Annotated in this window: 23 protein-coding genes and 6 tRNA genes; 14 read left to right on the forward strand and 15 right to left on the reverse strand. The window is 44.8% G+C overall.

Annotated elements, in window-relative coordinates; genetic code table 11:
• Positions 1–11 precede the first annotated feature (11 nt).
• From RT269_RS14225 to RT269_RS14240, 4 genes are all read right to left on the reverse strand, one after another.
• Complete coding sequence (locus tag RT269_RS14225) at positions 12–851, reverse strand: sugar phosphate isomerase/epimerase family protein (protein WP_313183527.1); 840 nt, start codon at positions 849–851, stop codon at positions 12–14.
• A 16-nt stretch (positions 852–867) separates the two neighbouring features.
• Positions 868–1,698, reverse strand: coding sequence for a carbohydrate ABC transporter permease (locus RT269_RS14230; protein WP_313183528.1), 831 nt, complete (start codon positions 1,696–1,698; stop codon positions 868–870).
• 11 nt (positions 1,699–1,709) lie between these two features.
• Entirely contained in the window at positions 1,710–2,600 is an 891-nt protein-coding gene (locus tag RT269_RS14235; RefSeq protein WP_313183530.1) for a carbohydrate ABC transporter permease, read from the reverse strand.
• A gap of 90 nt (positions 2,601–2,690) precedes the next feature.
• On the reverse strand, positions 2,691–4,046 hold the full coding sequence (locus RT269_RS14240; protein ID WP_313183532.1) for an ABC transporter substrate-binding protein: 1,356 nt from the start codon (positions 4,044–4,046) through the stop codon (positions 2,691–2,693).
• Between the two features lie 327 nt (positions 4,047–4,373).
• Here RT269_RS14240 and RT269_RS14245 point away from each other — a divergent pair, with 327 nt between their 5' ends.
• From RT269_RS14245 to RT269_RS14265, 5 genes are all read left to right on the forward strand, one after another.
• Positions 4,374–5,990 carry a sensor histidine kinase gene (locus tag RT269_RS14245; protein ID WP_313183533.1) on the forward strand — a complete coding sequence of 539 codons (1,617 nt, stop codon included), beginning with the start codon at positions 4,374–4,376 and terminating at the stop codon, positions 5,988–5,990.
• Positions 5,991–6,023: 33 nt separating this feature from the next.
• Entirely contained in the window at positions 6,024–7,565 is a 1,542-nt protein-coding gene (locus tag RT269_RS14250) for a response regulator transcription factor (protein ID WP_313183534.1), read from the forward strand.
• A complete protein-coding gene (locus RT269_RS14255) occupies positions 7,566–9,242 on the forward strand; it encodes a glycoside hydrolase family 2 protein (RefSeq protein WP_313183536.1) in 1,677 nt (558 codons plus the stop codon).
• Positions 9,243–9,346: 104 nt separating this feature from the next.
• Positions 9,347–9,520 carry a hypothetical protein gene (locus RT269_RS14260; protein WP_313183538.1) on the forward strand — a complete coding sequence of 58 codons (174 nt, stop codon included), beginning with the start codon at positions 9,347–9,349 and terminating at the stop codon, positions 9,518–9,520.
• Between the two features lie 13 nt (positions 9,521–9,533).
• Positions 9,534–9,779 carry a spore coat protein gene (locus tag RT269_RS14265; RefSeq protein WP_313183539.1) on the forward strand — a complete coding sequence of 82 codons (246 nt, stop codon included), beginning with the start codon at positions 9,534–9,536 and terminating at the stop codon, positions 9,777–9,779.
• A gap of 50 nt (positions 9,780–9,829) precedes the next feature.
• Here the strand turns inward: RT269_RS14265 and RT269_RS14270 are convergent, their stop codons facing one another.
• The 6 genes from RT269_RS14270 to RT269_RS14295 form a co-directional block, all read right to left on the reverse strand.
• On the reverse strand, positions 9,830–11,281 hold the full coding sequence (locus RT269_RS14270; RefSeq protein WP_313183541.1) for a 4Fe-4S dicluster domain-containing protein: 1,452 nt from the start codon (positions 11,279–11,281) through the stop codon (positions 9,830–9,832).
• 55 nt (positions 11,282–11,336) lie between these two features.
• Complete coding sequence (locus RT269_RS14275) at positions 11,337–12,518, reverse strand: SpoIIE family protein phosphatase (RefSeq protein WP_313183543.1); 1,182 nt, start codon at positions 12,516–12,518, stop codon at positions 11,337–11,339.
• Entirely contained in the window at positions 12,518–14,248 is a 1,731-nt protein-coding gene (locus RT269_RS14280; protein ID WP_313183544.1) for a [Fe-Fe] hydrogenase large subunit C-terminal domain-containing protein, read from the reverse strand. The genes RT269_RS14275 and RT269_RS14280 overlap by 1 nt, the downstream gene beginning before the upstream one ends.
• A gap of 2 nt (positions 14,249–14,250) precedes the next feature.
• Complete coding sequence (locus RT269_RS14285; RefSeq protein ID WP_100042824.1) at positions 14,251–14,490, reverse strand: (2Fe-2S) ferredoxin domain-containing protein; 240 nt, start codon at positions 14,488–14,490, stop codon at positions 14,251–14,253.
• Positions 14,491–14,599: 109 nt separating this feature from the next.
• Entirely contained in the window at positions 14,600–16,351 is a 1,752-nt protein-coding gene (gene ade / locus RT269_RS14290; protein ID WP_313183545.1) for an adenine deaminase, read from the reverse strand.
• Between the two features lie 16 nt (positions 16,352–16,367).
• Positions 16,368–17,198 (reverse strand): purine-nucleoside phosphorylase, encoded by an 831-nt coding sequence (locus RT269_RS14295; protein ID WP_313183547.1) that lies wholly within the window; start codon positions 17,196–17,198, stop codon positions 16,368–16,370.
• Positions 17,199–17,521: 323 nt separating this feature from the next.
• Between RT269_RS14295 and RT269_RS14300 the strand changes: the two genes are divergently transcribed.
• Genes RT269_RS14300 through RT269_RS14310 form a run of 3 tightly spaced genes read left to right on the forward strand, consistent with a single transcriptional unit; the run spans position 17,522 to position 19,968 of the window.
• Positions 17,522–18,583, forward strand: a complete 1,062-nt coding sequence (locus tag RT269_RS14300; RefSeq protein WP_313183548.1) for an ABC transporter substrate-binding protein — start codon at positions 17,522–17,524, stop codon at positions 18,581–18,583.
• Positions 18,584–18,615: 32 nt separating this feature from the next.
• Entirely contained in the window at positions 18,616–19,386 is a 771-nt protein-coding gene (locus RT269_RS14305; protein WP_313183549.1) for an ABC transporter permease, read from the forward strand.
• A gap of 3 nt (positions 19,387–19,389) precedes the next feature.
• Complete coding sequence (locus RT269_RS14310) at positions 19,390–19,968, forward strand: ATP-binding cassette domain-containing protein (protein WP_313183550.1); 579 nt, start codon at positions 19,390–19,392, stop codon at positions 19,966–19,968.
• Positions 19,969–20,032: 64 nt separating this feature from the next.
• Here RT269_RS14310 and RT269_RS14315 read toward each other — a convergent pair whose 3' ends face one another.
• Together RT269_RS14315 and RT269_RS14320 are read right to left on the reverse strand one after the other, a co-directional pair.
• Entirely contained in the window at positions 20,033–20,740 is a 708-nt protein-coding gene (locus RT269_RS14315) for a hypothetical protein (protein WP_313183551.1), read from the reverse strand.
• Positions 20,741–20,853: 113 nt separating this feature from the next.
• The gene (locus RT269_RS14320) at positions 20,854–21,333 is read right to left on the reverse strand and encodes a methylated-DNA--[protein]-cysteine S-methyltransferase (protein WP_313183553.1); all 480 of its coding nucleotides are present in this window, start codon (positions 21,331–21,333) and stop codon (positions 20,854–20,856) included.
• A 473-nt stretch (positions 21,334–21,806) separates the two neighbouring features.
• Here RT269_RS14320 and RT269_RS14325 point away from each other — a divergent pair.
• The 6 genes from RT269_RS14325 (at position 21,807) to RT269_RS14350 (ending at position 22,369) form a co-directional block, all read left to right on the forward strand.
• Positions 21,807–21,881: transfer RNA gene (locus RT269_RS14325), tRNA-Pro, on the forward strand.
• Between the two features lie 46 nt (positions 21,882–21,927).
• A tRNA-Gly gene (locus tag RT269_RS14330) sits at positions 21,928–21,998 on the forward strand.
• Between the two features lie 3 nt (positions 21,999–22,001).
• Positions 22,002–22,075 (forward strand) — tRNA-Arg (locus tag RT269_RS14335).
• A gap of 32 nt (positions 22,076–22,107) precedes the next feature.
• Positions 22,108–22,183: transfer RNA gene (locus RT269_RS14340), tRNA-His, on the forward strand.
• A gap of 38 nt (positions 22,184–22,221) precedes the next feature.
• A tRNA-Gln gene (locus tag RT269_RS14345) sits at positions 22,222–22,293 on the forward strand.
• Positions 22,294–22,296: 3 nt separating this feature from the next.
• Positions 22,297–22,369, forward strand: a tRNA-Lys gene (locus RT269_RS14350).
• Positions 22,370–22,569: 200 nt separating this feature from the next.
• On the opposite strand, the gene RT269_RS14355 is transcribed toward RT269_RS14350, so the two are convergent.
• From RT269_RS14355 to RT269_RS14365, 3 genes are all read right to left on the reverse strand, one after another.
• A complete protein-coding gene (locus RT269_RS14355) occupies positions 22,570–22,998 on the reverse strand; it encodes a MarR family winged helix-turn-helix transcriptional regulator (protein ID WP_313183554.1) in 429 nt (142 codons plus the stop codon).
• A 78-nt stretch (positions 22,999–23,076) separates the two neighbouring features.
• Positions 23,077–24,933, reverse strand: a complete 1,857-nt coding sequence (locus tag RT269_RS14360; RefSeq protein ID WP_313183556.1) for an ABC transporter ATP-binding protein — start codon at positions 24,931–24,933, stop codon at positions 23,077–23,079.
• On the reverse strand, positions 24,933–26,660 hold the full coding sequence (locus tag RT269_RS14365) for an ABC transporter ATP-binding protein (RefSeq protein WP_313183558.1): 1,728 nt from the start codon (positions 26,658–26,660) through the stop codon (positions 24,933–24,935). The genes RT269_RS14360 and RT269_RS14365 overlap by 1 nt, the downstream gene beginning before the upstream one ends.
• Positions 26,661–26,945 lie beyond the last annotated feature (285 nt).

Here is a 26,945-nt window from a genome sequence, read left to right on the forward strand (position 1 = left end):
CTTCCTTTTCTTCATCGGCCGATGATCTCTTTTATGAAAATAAGATTGTTCTTAAGCTTCTCATCCGAGCTTTCTTTACCTGAAAAATCTTCAAAAGTCACATAACCATCATAGCCCACGGCTTTTAAAGCTTTAAAGAATTTGGGAAAATCCGCATATCCATCGGAAAATGACGCCCAGTCTGCTTCGTATTTCTCTCCCTTTTTCAGCCAGCAGGCATTTTTAATATGGACATGGTCCAAGTATTCCCCCAGGATTTCCAGAGCCATCTGATATTCTTCCAGGCCTTCGTATATGATATTCCCTGTATCATAGATAACGCCGATATATTCCGGATCAAAGTTTTTAGCAAGCGCGTAAGCCGCAGACGCGGAAGGAGTAATTGTTCCGTGGTGCATTTCAAAATGAGCTTTTATTCCTGTTTCCTTTGCTTTTTCCTCCACTCTCTGAAAGCCACAGAGCGCTTCTTCAAACACCTTTTTATAGCCCTTCTCTGAATCATATTTAGGGGCATTCACACGGATCCTCCCGGCTCCCATCTTTTTTGCAGCCCGCATAACAGAGGCGATTTTATCAATATCATCTGTACAAGTAAGATAAGAAGCAAGGGCATTGACCTCTAAACCGTATTGGTCAGCCAGACCCTTTAACTCCCCTGCCTTTTCTTCCACCGTGTTTATATCCACGGTGCAGTAATTATTTCTCCAGTAAGACGGCTGTTCCTTGGCAAACTCCTCTTTTATTTCCGTTACCCTGAAATCCACACCGTCATAGCCATACTCTTTCATGTTTTTAAGAGCTTCCTCTACTGTCATTTCAGGAAGGCCCACGGTAAACACAGAATATTTCATGTTTTTCTCCTTTCTTCTAGCCCTTCAACCCGCTGGTGGCAACCCCCTGCACAAAATACTTCTGCAGCGCAATAAAAATAATAAACACCGGAATAAGCGCAATCACCGCTGCCGCCATCATCCAGGCGTAATTTGTGGAGTACATCGTGTTAAAGAGTCTTATCATAAGTTGTATCGTCTTTTTCTCGGTCGTACTTAAATAAATAAGCGGTCCCATAAAGTCATTCCATTCAAAAACAAAAGAAGTGATTGCCATGGTAGCAATTGCGGGTTTTGAAAGCGGCAGCATGATCCGGGCTAAAATACCGTATTCACTAAGTCCGTCTATTCTGGCCGCCTCTAAAAGCTCATTGGGGATCCCCATATAAAACTGCCGGATCAGGAAAACACCCATGGCCGTAAACGCATGCATCAGTATAATTCCTATATGGCTGTCTACCAGGTGAAATTTACTCATCATGATGTATTGCGGAACCATATAGACCTGCCACGGAATTGCAATCGTAGTAACATAAGCCATAAAAAGTGTGTTCCGACCCTTAAAATCAAGCTTTGCAAACGCGTAAGCCGCAGCTGAGGATGTGGTGATCTGCAAGATCATAGTTGCAAAGGTAAGTTTAAAGGAATTGATAAAACCAATGGACAGAGGGAATTTTTCCCAGATCACGGTGTAGTTTGACCATACGGGATTTCTCGGTATCCATTTAATCGGATAAGCAAATACATCTTTTTCCAGCTTTAAAGAAGCAGAAAGCATCCAGGCAAAAGGCGTAAGCATTATGAGGGCACAGAATATCATAAGCCCATAGATTATGATCAGTTTCATCGTACCTGCGTTTTTTTTCATGATCCCACCTCCTATAGGTCGTTGGTGAACTTTTTCTCTACCTTAAATTGCAGCAGGGTAAAGGCAAGCACGATCAGAAACAGAACGATGGAAAGTGCGGAAGCATATCCGAATGCGTTATCTTTAAACGCCTTGTTGTATATGTGATAGGCCAATACCTTTGTCGCCGTACCGGGACCGCCCTGAGTCGTGATATACATAATGTCGTATGATTTAAAGGTGGAAATTGTAAGCATCATTACGACAAAGAATGTCGTGGGAGTAACCGTAGGCCATGTAATATTCGTAAACTGCTGGAATTTAGAAGCTCCGTCAATCTTGGCCGCCTCGTAAAGCTCTCCGGGTACCCCCTGCAAAGCCGCAAGGTAAACGATCATATAATACCCCACGCCCTTCCAGACTGTAAGTCCGATGATTGTGGGCATGGCCCAGTGTTTGTCTGCCGCCCAGCGGGGAGGATTCGCGATTCCTATGGAGCGGAGCACCGAGTTGACCGGACCGGACTGCGGGGAAAACAGAGCCATCCATACGATAGCAATCGCCACTAAGGAAGCCACATAAGGGAAGAAAAGGACAGAGCGGAAAAACACCCTTCCTTTCAGATTCGAATTCATGAGCATGGCCAGAAGCAAAGAAAACAGCATAGTTACAGGGACTGTAACGACTGTATAATAAATGGTATTTATAAGAACCAAGGAAAACTGGGAATCCTTCGTGAACATCTGTATAAAATTCTTAAAGCCTACAAAGTTTACAGTCTGACCAAAATTCCATTCACATAAACTCATGACAAAAGTCAGAATGATCGGGATAAAAGTCAAAATAAAATAGCCTATGAAATTCGGCAGAATAAAAGAATAAGCGATCAGGCTTTTCTTACGTCTATAACTTTTTTTGAGCATAAGTGATACCTCCGTCCGTATTTGAAACCATAAGAAACAATTTTTGAAAATGGCGGTCAGGTTTTGACCGCCATTTCATGATTTCTAACTTTACTTCGCTCCGGCCTCTTTTGCCCTTTCAATTGCCGTTTTAATACCGTCGTCGATGGAGACGCTATTGGTCATGATATCAGAATGCATTTCTTCTATTACCGTATTGATCGCTTTTGCATTAGGATCCATAGGCTGTTCCACAATATAATTGGGAGGTGTCAGGAATTTTGAAAGCTCTTCCGGGGCATTGGGGAACTGCTCTGGTATCTTGTCGAATATATCTAATATGGACTGGCCTTTCCAGCCGGGGACGATTCCGCGCTCCGCAATTACTTTTGCTCCTTCTTCCCCGCAAACATAGCTTAAAAATTCCCAGGCCTCTTCCGGGTGTTCCGAATATGCACCGATGGAACAGGGGGTAATCCCGCCTACCATATTTTCGTATGTATTTCCCTTTGAATTAGGCATGGTCACCGCGCCCCACTTAAAATAGTGCTCGCTTTGAGGTGTTACATTGCCGGTAAGCATTTCAATATACCAGGACCCGATTTGAAGCATTGCAACCTGCTCATTGTAAAAGACGCCTGAATAATGTATATTTCCTGTCTTTAATTCGCCGTAATCCTGAACGGACTTATCTTCGTTCTGCATTCCGAGAATCGTCTCATAATAAGGCTTTAGTTTTTCATAAGTCGATGTATCCAGATAATTGAACTCGTCAATGAATCTGGAATACTGATAAACGTTTGACGGCCATGTGTGCACATGGGACCCATATACTTTTTCCGCGCCATCGCCCGAAGTCATCTTCTTTGCAAGTTCCCTGTATTCTTCCATCGTCATACCATCTTTTGGATATTGGACTCCTGCTTTGTCAAATAAATCTTTATTGTAGAAAATCATATTGTTATCCGTCCGGAAAGGAAGACCATAGACAACGCCGTTCAGACTCAGAGACTTTTCCGCACCGCCGTATGGCTTCATATCAAAACCGGTGATTCTGTCTGTCAAAGGCTGCAGATGCCCTCCTGCGATCAAAGCGCTCATTTCAGGCAGACCCTTCATAAAAACCACATCATACTTTTCTTTTGCACCCATCTTGACAACGATCGTATCCGAATATTCTGCGGCCGAAAATTCAACAATGTCAACCTTGATATTCGGATGAGACTTTTCAAACGCTTCCACCATGATCGGATAATATGCTGTGTTTGAATAATCCCAAAGCGAAACTTTGATTGTCACCGGTTCAGCACTTGCCGCCGTATTGGTCTGCGCGGCAGCTGCCGTAGTTCCCGCCGCTGTAGTGCCTGCTGCCGTAGCCCCGGCAGAACCTGAACCGCCCCCGCAGGCTGCCAGACTGGCCGCCGTAATGCCTGCAAGGCCCAATGCTGCAATCTTTCTCAACTTCATATAACTCCTCCTTTGATCTTTATTGCACTATGTATGCTATTTCACTGATTGTTAATGATATATTAGTATATTTATACAATGCGTACAAGGAAATATCTTACGATTTCGTGTAATATCTTACCAAGGCACCAACGACATGCTTGACTTTTTTTATTACAATCATATAATTAAGGTATGAAAAAAAATATTTTATTTTATAGAACCCTTACATTTAAATTACTGCTGTATTGTTTTTGTTTTGTCTTGCTTCTTACTTCTGTTTTTTCCTGGATATTTTATTCTTCCGCAAAAGAAAAATACGAAAGGGATGCAGAGGAAAGCGCTCTTATGCTTCATACCAATGCCAATTATGGCATAGAAAATAACTTGGCTCAGGTTTCTGCTTTAAATACCGTCCTTTCCGCTAATACAAAAATCACCGCTTTTCTTTCCGATAACGGAAAAGACAGCATACGCAATATGTCCTATGCGCTCTCGGCAGTTACCGAAGCAAAAATGCTGTTAAACACAACTTCCATCTCCGGTTACGTTCCTAAAATGCTCCTTACTTCGGATCGGAACCCGAGGTATATACAAATCGGCCTTTTTTACGGTCAGATTACCGACAGGGCGGCTTTTGAGAAATTATGCCCCGAAGAACTGGCCGGCCCCACCTTTTCTTATCCCATAACAGTGAATCCCTTTAATCCGGAATATTACGGTCAGTACAAGCCGGAACAGATACTTCCCCTCCGTTTTCCCGTAAGCAGCTATGCAACAAACCAAAAAATAGGAAATTTTTATATAGCCTTAGATACCGCCATACTTGCGGATCCGTTAAAAGGCCTGGAAGAATCCTTTATTCTTCTTGGCGATCAGCTTTATAAAATTGAAAATACACTTTTTTTACCTCTGGATTTTGATGTGAAGCAATTTGATGCTTTGGCTCCTAACTCCCATATTGTGTCAAAGGAATACAAAGACCTTTATAACGGAACGGTATTCCTTACAAAATCCAAGTCGGGGGTCGTTTTAATAAGCCCTTTAAAAGCTCTTCATGATGATATATTCATACCTGATTTTAATTTTATCTTCCCCGCTTTTTCATTGCTTCTCCTTCAGGTGTTTTTCTGGTATCTTTTATTAAACAAACTTGTCAATAAACCGGTAAAGATCATCTACAATCAGGTGTCAAGAATGATAAAAGCGGATTATGAAGTCTCACCTGCATTTACGGGCATCTCGGAATTTGAAGAAATAAGCACCCATATCAATGAGCTGGCTGGAGCGTTTCAATTGGCTCTGAATCAGCTGAAGGAGGAAGAAACACTGAAAAGGAATTATAAATTCCGCCTTTTGCAGAACCAGATCCATCCTCATTTCATTTACAACACTCTAAATTCCATCCGATGGCTTGGGCAGATGAACTCTGTTCCGCCGATCGTGGACATGACAACCTCTCTTTCCAATATGATGAGAGCCGTTTTTAAGAACAATTCCGAATGGTTCCGCGTGGAAGAAGAACTGGACTTTATAAAAGAATACATCCATTTGCAATCTTACCGTTATGCAGATATGTTTACTCCGGTATTTGACATTCCGGATCCGGAAGTTCTAAGCGCATCTGTTTTAAGATTTACCTTGCAGCCCTTAGTGGAAAATGCACTTTTTCACGGCATCGGACCTGCAGGCAGGAAATGTGAATTGCTGATAGGAGTATATAGGGAACGTGAAGATCTGATTTTCGTGGTAAAAGACAACGGAGTAGGTCTTACCGTCCGGTCTTTGGATGAAATCGCAAGGGAAACAGCAAAAGCAGACAGGCTTTCCGGCATAGGAATCCAAAACATACACCAGAGAATACAAATGGAGTTCGGCGACCAATACGGACTGAACATAGAAAGCATTCTCGGTGAATTTACAAAAGTTACCGTAAAAATGCCTCTGATCTATAAAAAACCGTAAAAGAATATGATTCGTTTATGAAAGAGGTAACATATGAAATATAAGATCCTGATTGTTGACGATGAACCCTTAGCCCGTATAGGGCTTTCAGGCCTTGTTTGTGAGAACTTCCCTGATTTTGAGATAGCCTCTACTGCCGCAAACGGCAACGAGGCAATCGAAATCTTAAAAAAAGAGACCTTTGACCTGGTCATAACAGACATTAAAATGCCTGCAGCGGACGGATTTGACATTTTAACATACATACAAAACACAGGGGATAAAAACGCTCCTTTGTGTATCCTTTTGTCCAGCTTTGAAGAATTTGAATATGCCCGGACTGCCATGAAGCTAAATGCCTTTGATTATCTTGTAAAAATGGAGCTGAACAAAGAAACCCTTGAAAAAACGTTAAACAAGGCTAAAAAAGTACTGGCCGAGAGAAAAACAGAAACCGGCAGGTATGGGCAGGAGATCAATCTGTTCACCAACCGGTTTCTCTACCACCTGGTAAGCGGCGGCTACACTTCCGAGGAAGAAATTCTGGATTTCATAAAAATGTACGATCTGGATTTAAAAGCAAAGTTTTATCAGCCCCTGACCGTAGACATTCTTTTTGAAAAGGAAAGCTTAAATACCGGAGCTTACTCTACGTATTTAAGTATTTTAAGTACCGTAAAGGAGTGCATCGGCCGTTATACAAAAAGTACGGTGATCGCGTACAACCATCAAAGGATTGCATGTATTCTTCTCTTTCACAAAGCAGATGAAATCGATGCGCTGACCAATACGGTCTCCGAAGACATCCGGCAGCTTATTAAAATCTTTTTCAATACCGGTGTTTCCATAAAGCCGGGAAAAACGGCCTCTTCCCTCAATGAGATCCACCTGTGTTTTGAATTTAATAAGGAAGAAGCCCCATCCCTTAATAAAACCTTTGATTTAAATGTCTTCAACAAAAGACTGATAGAATCCCTGGAAAATTTCAATCTTACGCTTTTTGACCAGACAGTCAGAGCTATCGAGGCCGCCATAGATACCCTGGCATTTGAAGAACTGATCAATATTGTGTCCTTTATGATACATCTGGTAATGAACTGTATCTATGACGGAGAAAAAATACTTTCGGAAAGCTACAAAAAAGAGGCAAAATCCTATCAGGTTTTATATACCTATCATAAAAAAACTGAAATCATAAAATATCTGGATGTATTTAAAACCGCGGTAAAAAGCGCAATGCAAAACCAGTTGAACGATCCGAAATACAATCTGGTCATTCAGGCAAAAGACTATATTAAAAATCATATTTTTATGAAAATCAGTTTAGCGGATACCGCTTCTTTTATAAATGTCAGCCCTAATTACTTATCCGCTCTTTTCAGACAATATTCCGATCTTGGCTTTTCTGAATATATCAATAAAATGAAAGTTAAAAAAGCGCAGGAGCTGCTTGCAAAAAGCAACTTGAAGATTTATCAGATCAGTGAGGAACTTGGCTTTGACAACCCGCAGTATTTTTCAAGAGTCTTTAAAAAATATACGGGACACACCCCTACGGATATGGGGAGATGTACCCTGAAACAGGAGGAAAATTAAATGATACGTACCTTTCAAACAAACTCGGTCAGAAAAACATCAGAACTTTCCGGTAAGCTATGGGATTTCACCCCCTTAGACGGAAACGATAAGACGTTCCCGGTACCTGTCCCAAGTGCCTGGGAAACTTATCCGGGATATGAAGCTTACAGGGGAGAAGGGAAATATTCCACTACTTTTACGGCTGAGGGGAATGTACGGCTTCTGCTAAAAGGTGTAAGCCACACAGCAAAAGTTTTCGTGGACGGGATAATGAGAGGAACCCATTACAACGCCTACACGCCTTTTGAGATTTTCTTAAAAGGATTGCCTGGAGGAGAACATCTGCTGGAGGTCATAGCTGATAACCGGTTTTCAGAAGAAAGCTCGCTGCATATTCCCAACGATTATATGAGTTACGGCGGCATTACCAGAGGTGTCGTTTTAGAGGAACTTAACTGTGCATACATAAAATGGATCCATATCACGCCTGAAAAAAAGGGCGAAACCTGGAAGGCCGGCCTCACACTCTGCATTTCCAATATCTCTGATGAAGATATCCGCTTAGATGCAACGGTAACCATAAATAAAACAGATATAAAACTCCCGGACATAACCGTAAAAGCAAATACGGAATCTTTGATACAAACAGAGACAGCCGTATCAGACGCAGAAGAATGGAGCATGGAACATCCAAAATTATACACAGCAGAGGCTGCGCTCTTCAAAGACGGTACAGCCATAGACGACTTGACAGAGAGAATCGGTTTCCGGGAAGTGAGAATAGAAAACAGCTCTATCCTCTTAAACGGCAAAGCTCTTCTTATAAAGGGGATCTGCCGTCACGAAGACCATCCCGCATTCGGCTGCGCTATCCCATTTTCTCAGATTGCTTCAGATTTGCAGACAATCAAAGACATGGGTGTGAATTCTATAAGATGCGTGCATTATCCCAATGATGAAATCTTCCTGGATCTATGTGACGAGCTGGGGATTTTGATCTGGGAAGAGAACCACGCAAGAGGGCTTACCGAAGAGCATATGAGGAATCCTAATTTTGAGAGGCAGGCAGAAGAAGTGATCCGTGAAATGATCATAAATCACTATAATCACCCGAGCATCTATATTTGGGGCATCTTAAATGAATGTGCCAGCGAAACCCCCTACGGCAGGGAATGCTACAAAAAGCAGTATGAACTCATCAGACAGCTGGATTCTTCCCGCCCGCGTTCCAGTGCAAGCTGCAAATTTAAAACAGATATCTGCCTTGACTTTCCGGAAGCAGTTTCCTACAACATTTATCCGAAATGGTATCACGACACCCCTGTCCGGGAATATTTAGATGATTTATACCAATGGGTACAAACGGAAACACCCGGAAAAGGCAAGCCCTTCCTTATTACAGAAGTGGGCGCAGGAGCTATTTACGGTTACAGAAGCCCTGCAAAGGTCAAGTGGTCGGAAGAGTATCAGGCAGACACGCTGGGAGAACAGCTTACTGCCATCTTGGAACACCCCGGCGCGTCGGGACTGTATATCTGGCAGTTTAGCGATGTCAGAATCAGCGAAGAATGGTTCCTTAACCGCCCGAGGACAATGAATAATAAGGGAATCGTCGACGAATACAGAAGGCATAAGCTTTCTTATGAGATTGTGAAAAAAATTTATTCAAGTTATGGTAATTATAAGGAATCATGAGGTTATTTCCGTTGTTATGCATGGATTTCCATAAAACGTCCATATTAATACTGTCTTCCGGGAAAGCACACCGAAAGATAGTATAACAATGGAGGGAATATCATATGAGCCCAAAAGAATTAAATTATATTGAAGATGCTCTTGGTCATGAGAAATTTTTAAAGACCCAGTGCCAGGAAGCGGCGCAAAATCTGAAGGATCCTGAGTTAAAAGCTTGCGCACAGCAGCTTATGCAGAAGCACCAGCAGATTTTCGACAGCTTCTATAACTTAGTGTAAGGAGGAATCACATATGGATGACAAGTGTATTATGGAAAACCTGCTCCACACCGCAAAGGGAGTGTGTGACTTATATCTGCATGGAACCATAGAATCCCCTACCATGAACGTGCATCAGACATTCGACAGCGCATTAAACGACAGTCTGTGCATGCAGGACGATATCTACAAGAAAATGTCCGCTAAGGGATGGTACACCACAGAACAGGCAGAACAGCAGAAGCTGACCAAAGTAAAGAACCAGTTCACAGGAATGTAAATAAAAAAGCTATGGGGCTCCCAAAAAAGGGGGCATCCATAGCCTTTTTGTTAATGTCTGTGCATCGCCACTTCCTGTAGGCCCTGGTTCCGCAAGTTCTCATGAACTTCTCTTCCATCCGCCTGTTTGATCAGCAAATCACGAGCCTTCTTTGCTTCATTCTCACTCTTATGCCTGCTGGGGCCGCCTACACAGCCTCCCACACATGCCATTCCTTCTATGAAGTCCCCAGGAAGCCTTCCAATCTTAAGAAGCATCAGAGCCTTCTTGCACTCAGCCGCTCCATTGCATTTAAGGACTTCGATATCCGTATTTTCTCCTGACTCCTTTAAGCATTCCAGAACAGCCGCAGTCACACCGCCGCCATTTCCAAAACGCTTGCCGAATACAGATCCTGCCTGGTAGGTGTTTTCTTCCGGCAAAAGCTCAACGCCCTTTGATGCCATCATTGCCTGAATTTCTCCCAGGGTCAGGGCATAATCCGCGTTGTCTTTAATGTTTAAATCCAGAGTTTCGCTTTTCTTGGCAATACATGGTCCGATGAATACGGTGATCGTTTCCGGGTCCTTTTCCTTCAGCATTCTTGAAACTGCGCACATAGGGGATACGGTGGTGGACATATTCTCAAGGAGCATAGGATAATGCTGTTTAATCATGTTCACAAATGCAGGACAGCAGGAAGTCGTCATCTTCTTGCCTTCCTTATAAGCCTCTGCCCATTCTTCCGCTTCTGCCGCAGCGGTCAGATCGCCCCCAAGGGCAACCTCAATCATATCCTGGAAACCGATTTTCTTTAAAGCGGTTCTCCAGCTTGCCATGGTGATTTCCGGGCCGAACTGGCCTTCTGTCGCCGGAGCGACCATGGCAACCACCCGTTTCCCGGCATTAATAAGGTTAATCACATCCACCAGGAATGTTTTGGAATCAATGGCGCCAAAGGGACAGCCATGAATGCAGGCTCCGCACTGGATGCATTTGCTCTCGTCAATGACGACTATGCCGTTTTCGTCCATGGTGATGGCATCCACCGGACAGCTTTTCTTACAGGGACGGGTCAGATCTGCAATGGCATTATAAGGACATGCCTGGGAACATTTTCCGCATTCCTTACATTTATCAGGATCAATATAGGCACGATCACGTCCCATGCTGATGGCGCCAAAATTACAGGAACCCTGGCACGCCTTACCCATACACAGCTGGCAGTTATCGGTTACCACATACCTGGCGATGGGACAGTCTTCACAGGCAGAGCTGATTACCTGAACTACGTTCTTCGTATCCCTTCCGCTGGGACAGAGACCTTCCGCCAGGCGGATTCTCTCTCTGATGATTTCCCGTTCCCTGTAAATGCAGCAGCGGAACTGGGCCTTGGGACCTGGAATGATATCATAGGGAATCTCATTTCTTTTCTCCTCCAGCTTTCCCTCCCATGCAAGTTTCGCCACTTCATTTAAAACCTGATGCTTTATGCGAAGTAATGTCGCATCATTTGTTGCCATATTTTTCCTCCTTGTAACTTCCACGTATCGTGGCTCTGTGAATATCTATCCAAATTCAATAATAGGTTACCGTAACCCTCTTCCCCATTTCCTCCACTACGTGCTTTAACTGCTCCACAAGATTCTGGCGGATTCCCAAATCAAAGGGCAGGCCAGGATTCTGATAAGCGCTGTTAATTGCCATTCCCACAAATAACTTAAGCTCCGTACAATCCTCAATGATCATCTTCGCTACCATGGAAGCTCCGTTTGGCTTATCTAACTCCAGGAAAAAATCCTCTGTGACAGAATCATTCATCACATAACGCCTTAAAAGCTTTAAAACTTTATTTAATGTCAAAACACCTTCCGTAACCAGCTCGATTCCGTCAATATAAGCGATTGGCGGAATGTCCGGATCGTCGTAATCCAGGGAAACAGACAACTCCCTTTCAGTTACCCTGGAAACAATATTGGCACTGGTTCCTCCGCAGACGACTTTCTTAGCGGCATCATCTCCTGACAGGAAATCATTCACCATCACACAGTCGTCCTCCGTCTTCCTGGGCGGGCCTGTCATCAAATGCACCGGCTTTCGGTCAATGATCCTCATAACGGCAACCGTGGTATCATCGCCAGGCCGGTACTGATACAGTTCATCACAGGCACTGGTTAACGCAGTAGCAAGACGAGCGGCGGATATGGTCAGGCGGTACTGCTTCACCGCATACGAAGCAACATCCTCCCACAGCCAGCCAAAATTCAGGAGCTTCCCCACTCCTGCATGGATGGTCCCGTCACTCATCAGGATCAGCGCATCCCCTTTTCTCACCTTAAAACGGTACTCATTGATTTTTTTATCCCTGATAATCCTGGTGTTTTGCGGTATGGAAACCAGGCTCCCATCCCTGATGAAGATACAGCCGGGATTATCAAATTCCACCAGATAGGCTTCACCGTCATGAAACACCTGAAGGATGCTGAAGGTGGAATAGGCTACCTGGCGCACCTGACATACCGGAAGAGTCTCCACAATGGTTTCCACACACTCTTCCAGGGTCGCACCGTTTAGAAACATGGTTCCAAGAATCTTGGAGGTCATGGTGGCCAGAATGTTGGCCTTTACCCCGCTGCCCATACCGTCTGCGAGAATCATAATATTGGAATCCTCAGTCTGCAATAGTTCAACCTTATCTCCGCACAATACTTCCTTGAATTTATTCAGGCTTGTATATGCAACATCTACGGTAACCCCCATCACTTGACCTCACCTTCACTTCCCTCATCCAATAAGGATCTGCAAAGCTTTGTTAAGGTGGTCTTGGTCTCCGCCGTGGTTTCTCCTAGGAGACCTGCAATTTCCTGGGCCACCATCATCTGCTTGTGAATGACCTTCTGTGCCAGGGCAATGGTTTCCAGTTTCTTTTCGTAGTCCTGCCTTGCCAGTTCCTCCTCTTTGGTGATGTCTATGAAGGTAGCTAATACCACATCTTCTTTTTCAATGTAAAGAATATTCTGAAGAGTGGAGATATGGTACTCCCCATAAGTCACCTTTTTTCCATGGATCTTCTGGTGGGTATTATAAACCCACTGGAAATCCGAAGGATCAATGAGTTCATATAAATACATGGTTAAAGCTTCCTGTCTGGTTTTTCCAAAATACTTTTCTCCCACTGCAGAATACTCTAAAATTTTCATATCTTTATCCACGATCAGAACAATATTGGGAGAGGTTTGCATCACGAGATTGGATAATGACTCTGATTTTTCATGCATAAATGGAATGCACATATTCAGCTCTGCCTTTTTTTGGAAAACTGCTATGGCCTTTTCCCTACAGGTGGAATAACCGCAGGCGCCACAGTTTAATTCATCCTCCGGCCTGGTCTTTCCGGTCATTTTTAATATCTCCTGAATCTGGACCTCTGTTGGCATGGCATCCTTTGGTGCACGGTCCAGGAACAGCTTGCGAAAGGTGAGGCGCTCCATAACAGGGGCCAGCTCCTCCCTTGGCACCGGTTCCTTTTCAATGGATTCCTCCATATCCAGCTTGATCTTGAATCTGGATACGTTCTCGTCCTCTACGGTGGGACCCTTGATGCAGCCGCCGGAGCACATATTCATCTCAATAAAGCAGCCCTTAATTCCTCCCCGCAGCATGCTTTCGCACAAATCCATGCAGTTGAGGCAGCCATGGACATAAAATTTCCGGTATCCATCCCGTTCCTCTTCCGTAGCCAGCACTGAATTTACCACTCCATTGGTAACCGGATAAAGGCGGTTGATTCTTGGGTTCCTTGCAAACGGGATATCCTCGCAGTCTTCAATGGTGATTTCCTCTTCAGAAAGCCACCTGGAAATATCATTGAAATTCAGGACAGCATCAATATAGCCATCATGGCGGGGGTCTCCGGCTTCCTTTTTCTTTGCGATGCACGGTCCAAGGAAAACCACCTTTACCTCAGTTCCCAGTTCTTCTTTTAACATCTTTCCATGGGCAATCATAGGAGATACCACAGGAGCCATATATGGAATCAGCTTGGGGTAATAAATCTCGATCAAATCATTGACGCTGGGACAGCAGGTGGTGATGATGTTCTCCATCTTCCCTTCGCTTAAAAGCCTGGCATATTCCGCTGTTACAACAGCCGCCCCTTCCGAAGTCTCCCTTACGTCATAAAATCCCAGCTTCCGCAGCGCACCGTTAACCTGGCCGATGGTCTTATAGTTTAACAAGCCCATATAAGACGGTGCCAGGGAGATAACCGTCCGGATCCCTGCGTCAATGTAACTCTTTACCAGATCCAGATCACTTATGAGAGTTTTTGCTGACTGGGGACAGACCTGCATGCATTTTCCGCATAAAATGCACTTATCCGGCATAATTTCAGCCCGCTCATCTTTAATCATGACTGCCTTGACTTCGCAATTACGAATACATTTATAGCAATGTTTGCATTTAGTAGCCTTGAAATCAATGATTCCCATGATTACAGCCTCCCCATGATCTCTTTGTCAAAAAACTCCTTTGTATCCTCTGGTTTTAATGAGTATAACTGGCCCTCCACGGTCACACAGACGCCATTTACACAATCGCCGCAGCAAAAGGACCCGTTTAGATCCACCTTATCCTCTAAGTGGTTTTCCTTCACAAGGGTCTGCAGCTGTGCGATGATTTCTCTGGAACCCTTTAAATGGCATGCGCTCCCTATACATATTGTTACTCTCATGAATATTCTCCCTCCAAATTTTGTACCTTACATTCGGTTGCCCTTTTGGAATATTATCGCACATCGTTATATCTCTATCAATATTTTTTTATCGATTTCCTGTTCTTTTTCACATACAGGAAATAATTGTCTCTAAAATCTCCTGTTTCTCTACGTCAATAAGGCCATATGTATTCAGACGCAGCTCAGGAATTACCGGAAGGCTTGCAAAGGCAAGGGTCATGAAAGGATCGATGCTGTCTCCGATTCCAAGGCTTCTTGTATGGGCCTTTAGTTCTTCCAGCTTTTCATCCACCCACTCAGCCGGCTCCTCGCTCATAAGTCCTGCGATGGGTAGAGGCAGTTCACCCAAAAGCTTCCCATCGGCCACGACCGCCAGGCCGCCCCGGTTCTTCCTCACAATGTTGGCTGCAAGAGCCATATCTTCATCATTGGTTCCTGCAACAATCAGGTTATGGGAATCGTGGGCAATGCTGGTGGCCACAGCTCCCCGTTTTAAGCCATATCCGCCTAAAAAGCCGAGTCCCATATGGCCGGTATTATGATGGCGTTCCAGCACTGCCATTTTCACGATGTCCTGCTCAATGTTGACGCCGGGAGCGACCCCCACCTTTTCTACCCATGGGGCCAGAAGGGATTTAGTTGTCAGCTCTCCGGGAGTGAGGCAAAGCACCCGGATGGTATTGCCTTTTTTCTCTACATGGAAATCTTTCGGGCGAATCTCGTCTAAATGGAAGGAATCTCCCACTCTGACAGGCGTTTCCACGCTCCGCTGTTCCGCTGCAAGGATTTCTGCCTTCATCTCGCCGTTTTCCGCCACCAGCTTTCCATTTTTATATACCTGCTTTACCTCAAATTCATTGAGATCGGAAACAACAATGAAGTTTGCCTTATATCCCGGTGCAACGGCTCCTACATCCCGTAGTCCGAAATACTGGGCCGGATGCAGGGATGCCATCATGACCGCATGAACCGGATCAGCTCCCAGGCTAATGGCCTTTTTAATGATATAGTCTAAATGCCCCAGCCGGATCAAGTCCCCTGGATGCTTGTCATCGGTAACCAGCATGCAGCGGTGGTAATACGGCTCCTTAAACAGGGGCATAAGAGCATTTAAATTCCTGGCTGCCGTGCCCTCCCGGATCATGATCCACTGGCCTCTCTTAAGCTTTTCCACGGCCTCTTCCCAATGGGAGCATTCATGGTCCGACTGCACTCCGGCAGTCACATAGGCATTGAGTTCCCTGCCGGATAACCCGGGAGCATGACCGTCGATTAAGAGATTCCTGTTCCTGGCCTCCTCTACCTTATCAAGGATCCCACGGTCTGCCCTTACGGTTCCGTAGGAGTTCATAAGCTCCGCGAGGCCCAGCACCCGTTCCTCTTCATAGAGCGGGGAAAGATTCTCAGCCGCCAGAACAGCCCCTGATTCATCCAGTCCTGTTGCCGGCACACAGGAGGGAAGCATGAAATACACATCAAGGGTAAGTCCTTTCGTCCGCTCCATCATAAAGCGGATCCCTTCCGCTCCCGCCACATTGGCGATCTCGTGAGGATCCGTAATAACCGCCTGAGTCCCATGAGGCACCACAGAGCGTTCAAATTCTCCCGGTGCAACCATGGAGCTTTCCAGGTGAATATGGCCGTCAATCAATCCTGGACAAACCACCGCGCCCCCCAGCTCGATCTCTGTCTGTCCCTCATATTCTCCAACTCCTACAATGTAACCACCCTCGATGGCAATATCTCCGTTTTCCAGCTCAGCCGTAAAAACATTGACCACCCTGGCATTCTTTAGCACCAGGGACGCCTTTTTCACCCCTGATGCTGCCAGAACCCGTTCTGCTAACAACCGATCCATAAGAAAAGTCCTCCTTTTATTTACCCGCGATCTTTGTAATAGAAGCCGTAATCAGCCTTTTAAACAAAGGTGCAACCCGGTCAGCTGTCTCTTGTACCTCTCCGTGGCTTAAAGGCTGATCCGTAATGCCGCAGGCCATATTGGTGATACAGGAAATGCCGCAAACCTTCATCCCCATGTGGTTTGCTGCAACTGCTTCACAGGCTGTGCTCATTCCTACCGCATCAGCTCCCAGAATGTGGCACATTAAAACCTCTGCCGGAGATTCATATGCCGGGCCGGAAAGCTGCATGTAAATGCCCTCTCTAAGGCCGATTTCTTCTTCTCCTGCAGCCTCTCTGATGGTCTGCTGGAGCTCTCTGCTGTAAACATCACTCATATCCGGGAATCTGGGTCCCAGCTCTTCTAAATTTGCCCCAATTAGCGGAGACGGAACAAAGCTCGCGATATGATCCCTTATGAGCATGAAATCCCCCGCCTTAAACTCTTTGTTAACGCCGCCGCAAGCATTGGTTAAAAACAGGACTTTTGCTCCTAAAAGGCCCATTAGCCTGGCCGGAAGCACCACGTCCGTCATTGGATATCCTTCGTAGAAATGAACCCGTCCCTGCATGATAACCACCGGAACATCATTTACATATCCGAAAACAAACCTTCCTTTATGGCCTGCCACCGTTGATACCGGAAATCCTTCAATATCTTTATAGTCAATGGAGGTCTCTACCTTTATCTCCTCTGCATATTCCCCAAGGCCGGACCCCAGGATCAGAGCTATCTCCGGGACAAAGTCAGTCTTCTCCCTCACACTTTCCAAACAATTCTTAAGCTTTGCATATACTTCATTCATATACCATTTTCTCCTTTCAATGTTATTGTCCATGCTTTCTGGACATGCAGGTATACCCGCAGGGTGTTTCATTGTCACCGTCAGACTTGTTCGTCACAGGTATATACAGTATACCACATCTGCCAATATATCTGTATCTATATTTTGACAAACATGGGGGAATAATGATATACTGAAGGTGTTCGTACTAACCCGGAAGGATCCCTGACGGCGAAGGCGAGGAGAATACGTAAACCGGATATCCCATGCCTTTTGGTGTGGGATTTTTTGATGGACGTAAAGTAAAAAAACATAACAGGTACGGACAGAAAGCGAGGATCATTATGAAAAAAGCATTATCCCTATTGATGGCGATTGCCGTAACGGCTGCCGTACTCTCCGGCTGTGCAAAGGGCGGCGCTGAAAACCCCCAGGCAACATCAGTCTCTGAAACGGAATCCGCCTCTGAGACAGCAGAAGAAACGTCAAAAGCCCAAGAACCTGCTGATCGCTATACCTTAAAGATCGGTTCCTTAAAAGGTCCTACCTCTATGGGCCTTGTTAAGCTTATGGACCAGTCTGAAAAAGGCAGTGCAGAAGGCTCCTATGATTTTACCATGGTAACCGCTGCTGACGAACTCCTTGGAAAAATTGTAAGCAAAGATTTGGATGTCGCCCTTGTGCCTGCCAATATGGCCTCCATTATTTATAACAAAACCAATCATGAGGTGACTGTCCTGGATATTAACACCCTGGGTGTTCTCTACGGGGTATCCGCCGATGATTCCATTAAAACAGCCATAGATTTAAAGGGTAAGACCGTTTACTTAACCGGCAAAGGAACCACACCGGACTATGCCCTTCAGCATGTGCTTAAAGCCAGCGGCTTAACCGCTGACGACGTAACCCTGGAATACAAATCCGAAGCCGCTGAGGTCGTTTCTATCCTGAAGGAAAAGCCTGATGCAGTAGGTCTTCTTCCCCAGCCTTTTGTAACAGCTGCCATGGCTCAGAATGACTCCCTTAAAATGGTCCTTGATTTAACAAAGGAGTGGGATGCCTCAGCCGGTGAAGGCGGCGGCAGTCTGGTGACCGGAGTTACCATCTGCCGGAATGATGTGATCAAAGACCATGGGGATGCCATTGCCACCTTTATGGCAGAACATAAGGAATCCGCGGAATTTGCCAATGCCAATGTAGCCGAAACCGCAGCTCTGGTGGCTGCTGCCGGGATCATTGAAAAAGCCCCGGTTGCAGAAAAGGCCATCCCATACTGCAGCATCACCTATGTAGACGGAGATCAGATGAAATCTCTGTTAAGCGGATACTTAAAAGTTCTTTTCGATATGGAGCCGTCTTCCGTGGGCGGAACACTGCCAGCCGATGACTTCTACTATATGCCATAATTAAGGTAAAGCTTTGTAAGGAGATTTCCATTATGAAACCAACAGCCCTCCCGGCTAAAAAGGCCGGTATCATCTTTCTCTGGCTTCTTGCGTGGCAGGCAGCAAGTCTGTCCGTGCACAACAGCATCATACTGGTAGGCCCTTTGGAGGTGATCCAGGCCTTATGGGTCCAGGGGGCCATGTCCGGCTTCTGGATAACCATTGCCCTCTCCTTTGGAAAGATAAGCCTTGGATTCCTTATGGCCTTTGGCTCAGGAATCCTGGCCGGGGGAGCCGCATGGCGTTTCCCCCTTTTAAGGGATTTGCTGGAACCGCTTATGTCCCTGATAAAGTCGGTTCCGGTAGCTTCCTTTGTCATACTTGCCCTGATCTGGGTAGGCTCTGAAAATTTGTCTGTTTTTATTGCCTTTCTTGTGGTATTCCCCATCATTTACATAAATACCATTGCAGGCTTTATGAGTACCGATCCAAAGCTTTTGGAAATGGCCCGGGTGTTCCGAATGCAAGGCAAAAAGAAGCTCCTTTATATATACCGCCCCGCCCTTCTTCCCTACCTCATAAGCGGCTGCAGGGTGGCTTTGGGCATGGGCTGGAAATCCGGGGTTGCCGCTGAAGTGATCGGCGTCCCAAGCCATTCCATCGGTGAAAAACTCTATATGGCAAAAATTTATTTAAGCACTGCGGACCTTTTTGCCTGGACCCTTGTTATTATCGTCATCAGCGCCCTTTTTGAAAAATTCTTTTTATGGCTTTTAAGCCTTGTAAGTCCCGGCCGGAAATCCCATAAAAGAAAGGAGGCTTGATCCATGGAACTAAAGGTAAATCATCTGTCAAAATCCTTTGGGCCTCTTAAAGTATTTATGCAGGTAAATCTTTCCCTTCATTCCGGCCAGGTCTACTGTCTCATGGGATCCTCAGGATCCGGGAAAACCACATTCCTTCGGATCCTTCTGGGACTTGAAGAGGCCGACTCCGGAACCATGGAAGGTCTTCAGGGCACAAGAGCCTCCGCCGTGTTTCAGGAGAACCGTCTGTGTGAGTCATTTACCCCGGTAGACAACATTACCATGGTAATCCCCGGTCGAACCTCCCGAAGCAGAAAACAGGCCAGAGAAGAGCTTTTAAGGCTTCTTCCGGAAGAGGCTTTATCCCGCCCCGTGTCTACCTTAAGCGGAGGAATGAAACGCCGGGTTGCCATTGTAAGAGCCTTGTCGGTCCCTTGTGACATGATTTTAATGGACGAACCCTTTACCGGTCTTGATGAGAACACGAAACTAACCGTAATTCAATACATCAAAGAAAAGACCCGTGATAAACTTGTCATCATAAGCACCCACCAGGAGGAGGATGTGGCACTCCTTAACGGCACCCTTATAAAGCTGTAAAAACAGGGGCAAAAGCAGATATTCCTGCTTTTGCCCCTGTTTTATACCTATCTTATTTTCAGTTTTATTTTAGTTTCAAGGTATCCAGTGCTGCTTCAATCTGGCCTTCTACCGCACTGTCCGGTGATTCAATCGTTCCTGCCGCACTGATGTACTTCTTCGTAGCAGCATTGTAGGAACCGGAAATTGCATAATAGCGGACCCCATCCTGATTCGTCTTATACCGGATTGCATAACGGAACGTCTGGCTTCCGTCGCTTCCGTTTTCTACATTATAACGGACAAATTCCATATCCTCGCCACGGCTGACAAATTCTTTGTATTCTTCCATGGTATCCGGATAGATTTCTCTGGCTCCGTCAGCGTCATCTCCTTCTACATAGACAACTTCTAACAGATCGTTGCCATTGGGAGAGGTGAATGCGACTGAGCTTTCATCTCCATCGTCTTCAATGGTCCAGCCCTCGGGCGGTGTAATCTGATATTTTCCAGATTTAGATGTAAAGACGCCGGAAGTTATGTCTCCTGCATCAGAAGCAGTGGTTTCGGTGGTTTCGTCTGTTCCGTCTTCCTCATTATCAGATTCATCCTCACCTAACGCAGTCTCATCTGTACCTGCTGATTCGTCTCCTGCTACTTTTGTCTCGGCAGCACTTACCTCTGTAGGATTATCCTGCGAGGATTTCCCGTTATCTTTTGATCCACAGCCTGTAGCCGCCATCATAACTGCCATGGCGATGGCTATTACTGCCAGCACTTTGTTTTTTCTCATTTTAATCACTCCTCATCATCATCAATCTCATTCCTGGTGACGATGAGGATTATAACATTATCTGCACCAAATGTATAGGGGATTAAAGGAACTGAAAGAATCACCATGAATTCTTAATAATTTAATTTGGAAGCTTCGGGGCGCTCCAGTTCCAGTAATTTCACTTTAATATCCAGGCCTCCGCCATATCCTATCAGGCTTCCATTAGCCCCTATCACCCGGTGGCAGGGAATGATGACAGGTATGGGATTGCGGTTATTTGCCATGCCGACCGCACGGCAGCCTTTGGGATTATCAATCATGACCGCAATATCCTTATAGCTTTTCGTCTCTCCGTAGGGAATCAGTAACAAAGCATTCCAAACCTTTTTTTGAAATTCCGTTCCCTCCGGCTTAAGAGGCAGATCAAATGCCGTTCTCTTTCCAGCCATATATTCCTCCAATTGGCCTTCTGCTCTCCGGATCAGCTCTGTCCGCTCCCTTACGGCATTCTTAAGCTCCGACCTCCCAAAATCGATTCTAAGAAGCGCTTCATCATCACATAGGATGGTAAGAGGTCCTATTTTGCTTTCATAAACTTCCCAGTACTTCATATAAAATTCCTTCTTTCTCTTATGAACGGTACCATGTTTTTATCTTATTACATTATATCATATACAAAGCTAAGAGACGACCTCTTCTTTTATTCATTGTTTCAGGGCCGAAAGTAGTAAGCTATCTGTTTCTTCAAATATTTCTCATAATTCTTTTAGTCTTTTTATGAAATGTTTATGGCTTAGTCAAACTTCGGTCATATTTTCCGCGTATACTAAATATTGAAAAGGAACCCCACCCTTTTAACATTGACTTTTTATTTTTCATACTCAACCGGCAGGAACATTTTATGTACCTGCCGGTTCCTCCCATTTCTGGGCTATTTTTTCCTTAAAAACCGCATAAATACAGGCTTAATAGCGAATTTGAAATTTTTTCTAAAATAATGTTGACAAAATGATATCCATCATATATAATAACTCTTGCGTTGCGGAAAAGCAACTAAGCGAAAGATGGAAAATGCTTTCACAATCGGGGTGTGGCTCAGCTTGGCTAGAGTACCTGGTTTGGGACCAGGGGGTCGCAGGTTCGAATCCTGTCACCCCGATTCAAGAGAAAAACCGTCATTGGTAGTTTTGTTTCTCTTACCTTTTGCGGGTGTAGTTCAATGGTAGAACACCAGCCTTCCAAGCTGGATACGTGGGTTCGATTCCCATCACCCGCTTTTGAGTCTGTAGCTCAGTTGGATAGAGCAACGGCCTTCTAAGCCGTGGGTCGGGGGTTCGAATCCCTTCAGGCTCGTTTCACATCTCTAACCAAGGTGTGAAATTTATGGTGGGTATGGCGAAGGTGGTTATCGCGCCAGATTGTGGCTCTGGAGGCCCAGGGTTCGAATCCCTGTACTCACCTTTCCCTTTTAGGGAATTTTTTTTTATCACAAGTTTTAATGGGCTATCGCCAAGCGGTAAGGCACAGGACTTTGACTCCTGCATTCGTTGGTTCAAATCCAACTAGCCCAGTATGGGATACTAGCTCAGGTGGTAGAGCACTTGACTTTTAATCAAGTTGTCCGGGGTTCGAATCCCCGGTGTCTCATGAATGCATCGAAAAGACCGGGAAATCATTTGATTTCCCGGTCTTTTTTATTTACCCGCGTGTGATATAAAAGGTGATTGTTTAAATGCCCCTGAAAAACTATAATAGGATCATGGTATTCCAAAAGGCAGGCTCTGCAGGAAATGGCCGCTGTTACGTGACATTGTGCGGAACGCTTTTTTGTTTTATGTCAACGGAATTTAATCAGCTTCCAGATTGTCGCACATTTTCATTAATACTTTACAGAATACGGCTATTTCGTCTTCTGGAATATGGTCACAGATCAGTTCTTCAAACTGCTGAAAAACCTTTCTTACCTCTTCTGCTTCAGCAACCCCTTTTTCTGTAAGACTGATTAAAACGGAACGTCTGCAGTCCGGATTATTTTCTCTGAGAAGGAACCCCATATCCTGCAGTTTGTCTATATTTCTTGACAAGGTGGCCGTATCGTAATGGCATCGGTCTGCCAGCTCTTTTTGGGTGATATGGTCTTTTTGTAAAAGATTATATAAAATCCTCGCATGTCCCTGTCCAGGCGTCAATCCGATATTTGACAGAAGCGGGGAAATAATCTGTTTCCTGGCCTTTTCTTCACGAACCAGTAGTTCTCTCACATTATGCTGCTTCATATATTTTATCACTCCTTTCCCTTCGCAAAGGGCACAAATAAGTCACAAAACAGTTGTGCCCTTTGCGCTTTCCTCTCATCATTCTAATTCAAACTGCCCTGTATGCAGTTGATAATACTTCCCTTTTTCCTGCAGCAATTCGTCATGGCTGCCCCGCTCAATAATCTCTCCTTTTTCAAGAACCAGGATGGCGTCTGAGTTTCTTACGGTGGAAAGCCTGTGGGCAATGACGAATACCGTCCGGTCTTTCATAAGGGCATCCATCCCTTTTTCAATAAGTTTTTCCGTTCGCGTATCAATGGAGCTGGTGGCTTCATCCATAACAAGAACAGGCGGCTGTGATATGGCAGCCCTGGCAATGGCAATCAGCTGCCTCTGGCCCTGTGATAAATTGCTGCCGTCACTTTCTAACATCGTATCGTATCCATTGGGAAGACGTCTTATAAAGGAATCCGCATTTGCAATTTTTGCGGCAGCCAGTATGTCTTCCCTGGAAGCATTCAGTCTTCCATACCGGATATTATCGGCAATGCTTCCGGTAAATAAGTGGGTGTCCTGAATGACCAGAGAGATAGAACGCCTTAAATCATCTTTTTTTATGTTTCGGATATCGATTCCATCGTAGGTTATGGTGCCTCCATTTAATTCATAAAATCGGTTGATAAGGTTGATAATGGTCGTTTTTCCCGCACCGGTAGAACCAACAAATGCGATCTTCTGACCTGGCTTGGCATACAGGCTGATGCTGTTTAAAATAGTGTTTCCGCCTGTATAACCGAAAACCACATCATGAAACCGGACATCTCCCTTTAAAGGGACCAGAAGATATCCGTGATCTCTGTCAGGAACTTTCCAGGCAAACGAACCGGTATAAATATCCGTTTCCTTAAGGCTCCCATCCGCCTCCTGCTCCACCCTCTTTAAGGTGACGGTTCCTTCATCATATTCAGGCTCTTCATCCATCATATTAAAGATCTTTTCTGCACTGGCCAGCGCTACCATGAGAAAATTGATCTGCATGGTAAACTGGTTCATAGGCATGGCGCTCTGCCTGACATAAACAAGATAGGAAGCCAGAGTTCCCATATTAATCAGTCCGGACAAAGCGAACAATCCGCCCACGCAGGCAGAAATGGCATAATTAATGTAAGAAAGAGAAACTATCGTAGGAACGGTAATGCCCGTATAAGTAGAGGCCATTGTAGAGGAAATCCTCAATTTCTCATTCAGCTCACAAAACTTTTTTAAATCCTGTTTTTCATGGCGGAAAATCTTTTCTACTTTCTGCCCTTCCACCATTTCCTCTACATAACCATTTATATTTCCCAGATTCTTCTGCTGTTCTGCAAAATATTTTTTGCTCAGCGTTCCATTGTGACGAATATATATTAACATAATCAGGAGAAAAAATACAACGATCAATGACAGCTTCCAGTCCAGGAGAATCAGCATGATAATGGTACCTGTGGAAGTGATAAAGCTCTGGATCAGCAATGTAAAGCTGTTGTTGAGCGCTTCTGAGATGGTGTCCACGTCATTTGTAAAATGACTCATTAAATCCCCATGGGTATGGGTATCAAAAAATTCCAAAGGAAGTTTCTGGGTATGGCGGAATAAGTCTATCCTTATCTCACTGACCACCTGCTGGGAAACGTGGACCATCATTCGGTTATAAAGCAGACAGGAAATAGCTCCCGCCAGATAGATCAGTCCCATGATAACAATCATTCTCACAAGACCGGGTATATTACCCGGAAGGATATATTCGTTAATGACCGGTTTCAGCAGATAGGTTCCCATGATTCCGGAAAATGCACTGATGCTGACCAGGATCGCTATGAACAGCATGGAAAGCTTATAATGGCCAATGTATTTAAAAAGCTTTACCAAAGCTTTTTTTGTGTTTTGGGGTCTTACATGTCCGGTATTCTTCATTAGGACTGGCCGCCTCCTTTCTGCTGGGAAAAATAAATATCCTGATATATTTCATTGTCTGCCAGCAGCTGATCATGAGTTCCAATGGCATTTATTTTTCCGTCATCAAGGATCATGATCTGATCGGCATCCATGATAGAGGAGATCCGCTGGCTGATAATAATCTTTGTCATGCCGGGAAGAGATTTTTCCAGGCCCTCTTTAATCTTTGCTTCTGTTTCGGTGTCAAGGGCGCTTGTAGAATCATCCAGAATAAGTACCTTTGGCGCTTTTAAGATCGCTCTCGCAATGCACAGCCGCTGTTTCTGTCCGCCTGAGACGTTAACACCTCCCTGCCCCAGCTCCGTATCATATCCGTGATCCAGGCGGCCGATAAATTCGTTAACACAGGCAATGCTGCATGCCCTTTCTATTTCTTCGTCCGTTGCATCCTCTTTTCCCCAGTAAAGATTTTCCTTCACTGAGCCGGAAAAAAGGGTGTTCTTCTGTAACACCATGGCAATGGAATCCCTTAGGTGGTCCTGAGTATATTCGTATATGGGATGGCCGTCTATGATAATATTACCGGCTGTCACCTCATAGAGCCTTGGAATCAGCTGCACCAGAGTGCTTTTGGCGGCACCTGTCTGACCAATGATCCCTACGGTCTCACCGGGTCCAATCTCAAAGGAAATATCGGAAAGCACATATTCCTTTGCATCTTCCTTATATTTAAAATATACATGTTCAAACCGGATCCTTCCTTCCTTGATGGTGATATCCTTTGCACGGTCATCATTGATGGTCGGTTCCTCCTCTAAGACTTCTGAAATCCTCTTCCATGAGGTTAGGGACCGGGTAAACAAAAGAAAAACATTAGAAAACATCATAAGGGAATTAAGCACCTGCAGCACGTAGCTAAGGAAGCTGGTCAGGGCACCTACCTTCATGTTACCGATCATGACCAGGTTTCCCCCAAACCACAGGATACTTAATATGGTCCCGTACATTACAAACTGTAAGGCAGGCATATTTAAGGCCGCCAGAGAAAAGGACCTTTCGGAGGAATTCTGTAAATTCATGCTTCCCTCTTTAAATTTACTTATCTCATGTTCGCCCCTGACATAAGCCTTTACTACGCGGATTGCTATCAGATTCTCCTGAATGATCCGATTCACAAGATCAACGGCTCCCTGCATTTTTGAGTATAAGGGTCTTACGTTTTTGATGATTGTAAATAAGATGACGGCAAGTACCGGGGCTGCGATTAAAAATACCACAGCCAGCTCGGCATTCAACCGAAAGGAAACGATCAATGCAGTCAACATCATCACTGGAGAACGAAAACCGGGACGCATTCCGTTTGTAATGGAATTCTGGATTGTGGTAATGTCGCTTGTAAGCCTTGTTACCAGAGAAGGGGTGCTGAACCGGTCCGTGTTAGCAAAAGAATATGTCTGCATCTTTTGAAACTCTGCCATTCGGATCTGGGCTCCCACACCATTTCCGCAGATCGCGGTATACCGGGCGCATGCATGCCCCAGAAAAAGAGAAAGAACAGCAAAGAACACCATTTGAAATCCTTTTAGAAATATGTAATTTCTATCGCCGTTTGCAACTCCTACATCAATGATGTCAGCCATAATCATGGGAATAACTAATTCAAAAATGGTTTCCGCCTCAATACAGATGATCGCAAGAATGAATTCTTTTTTGTATTTTTTTGCATAGAGAATTAAATTTTTCATATCAGGCTCCCGTATTAGTTGTTATAGCAATAATTGCACATGCAACAATTGCGCACATAACTATTATATCGTGATTCTTTGGATTGTCAATGGATTTTATAGTAGCCTATCCAAAATCCAAAGGAGGCTGGCACCTCCTTACACTCCTCTGCCTGGCCTATGACTTCAGAATATATTAGGGTACCATGGCAATGCCCCCTGATCTCTGTTCCCCAAATGCATAAAAGAGGCTGATAGATGTAATTCTCTATCAACCTCTTATTCACTGATTTTATTTAATTCTAT

The sequence above is a fragment of the Lacrimispora sp. genome, from assembly GCF_032078915.1.
Classification (GTDB): Bacteria; Bacillota; Clostridia; order Lachnospirales; family Lachnospiraceae; genus Lacrimispora.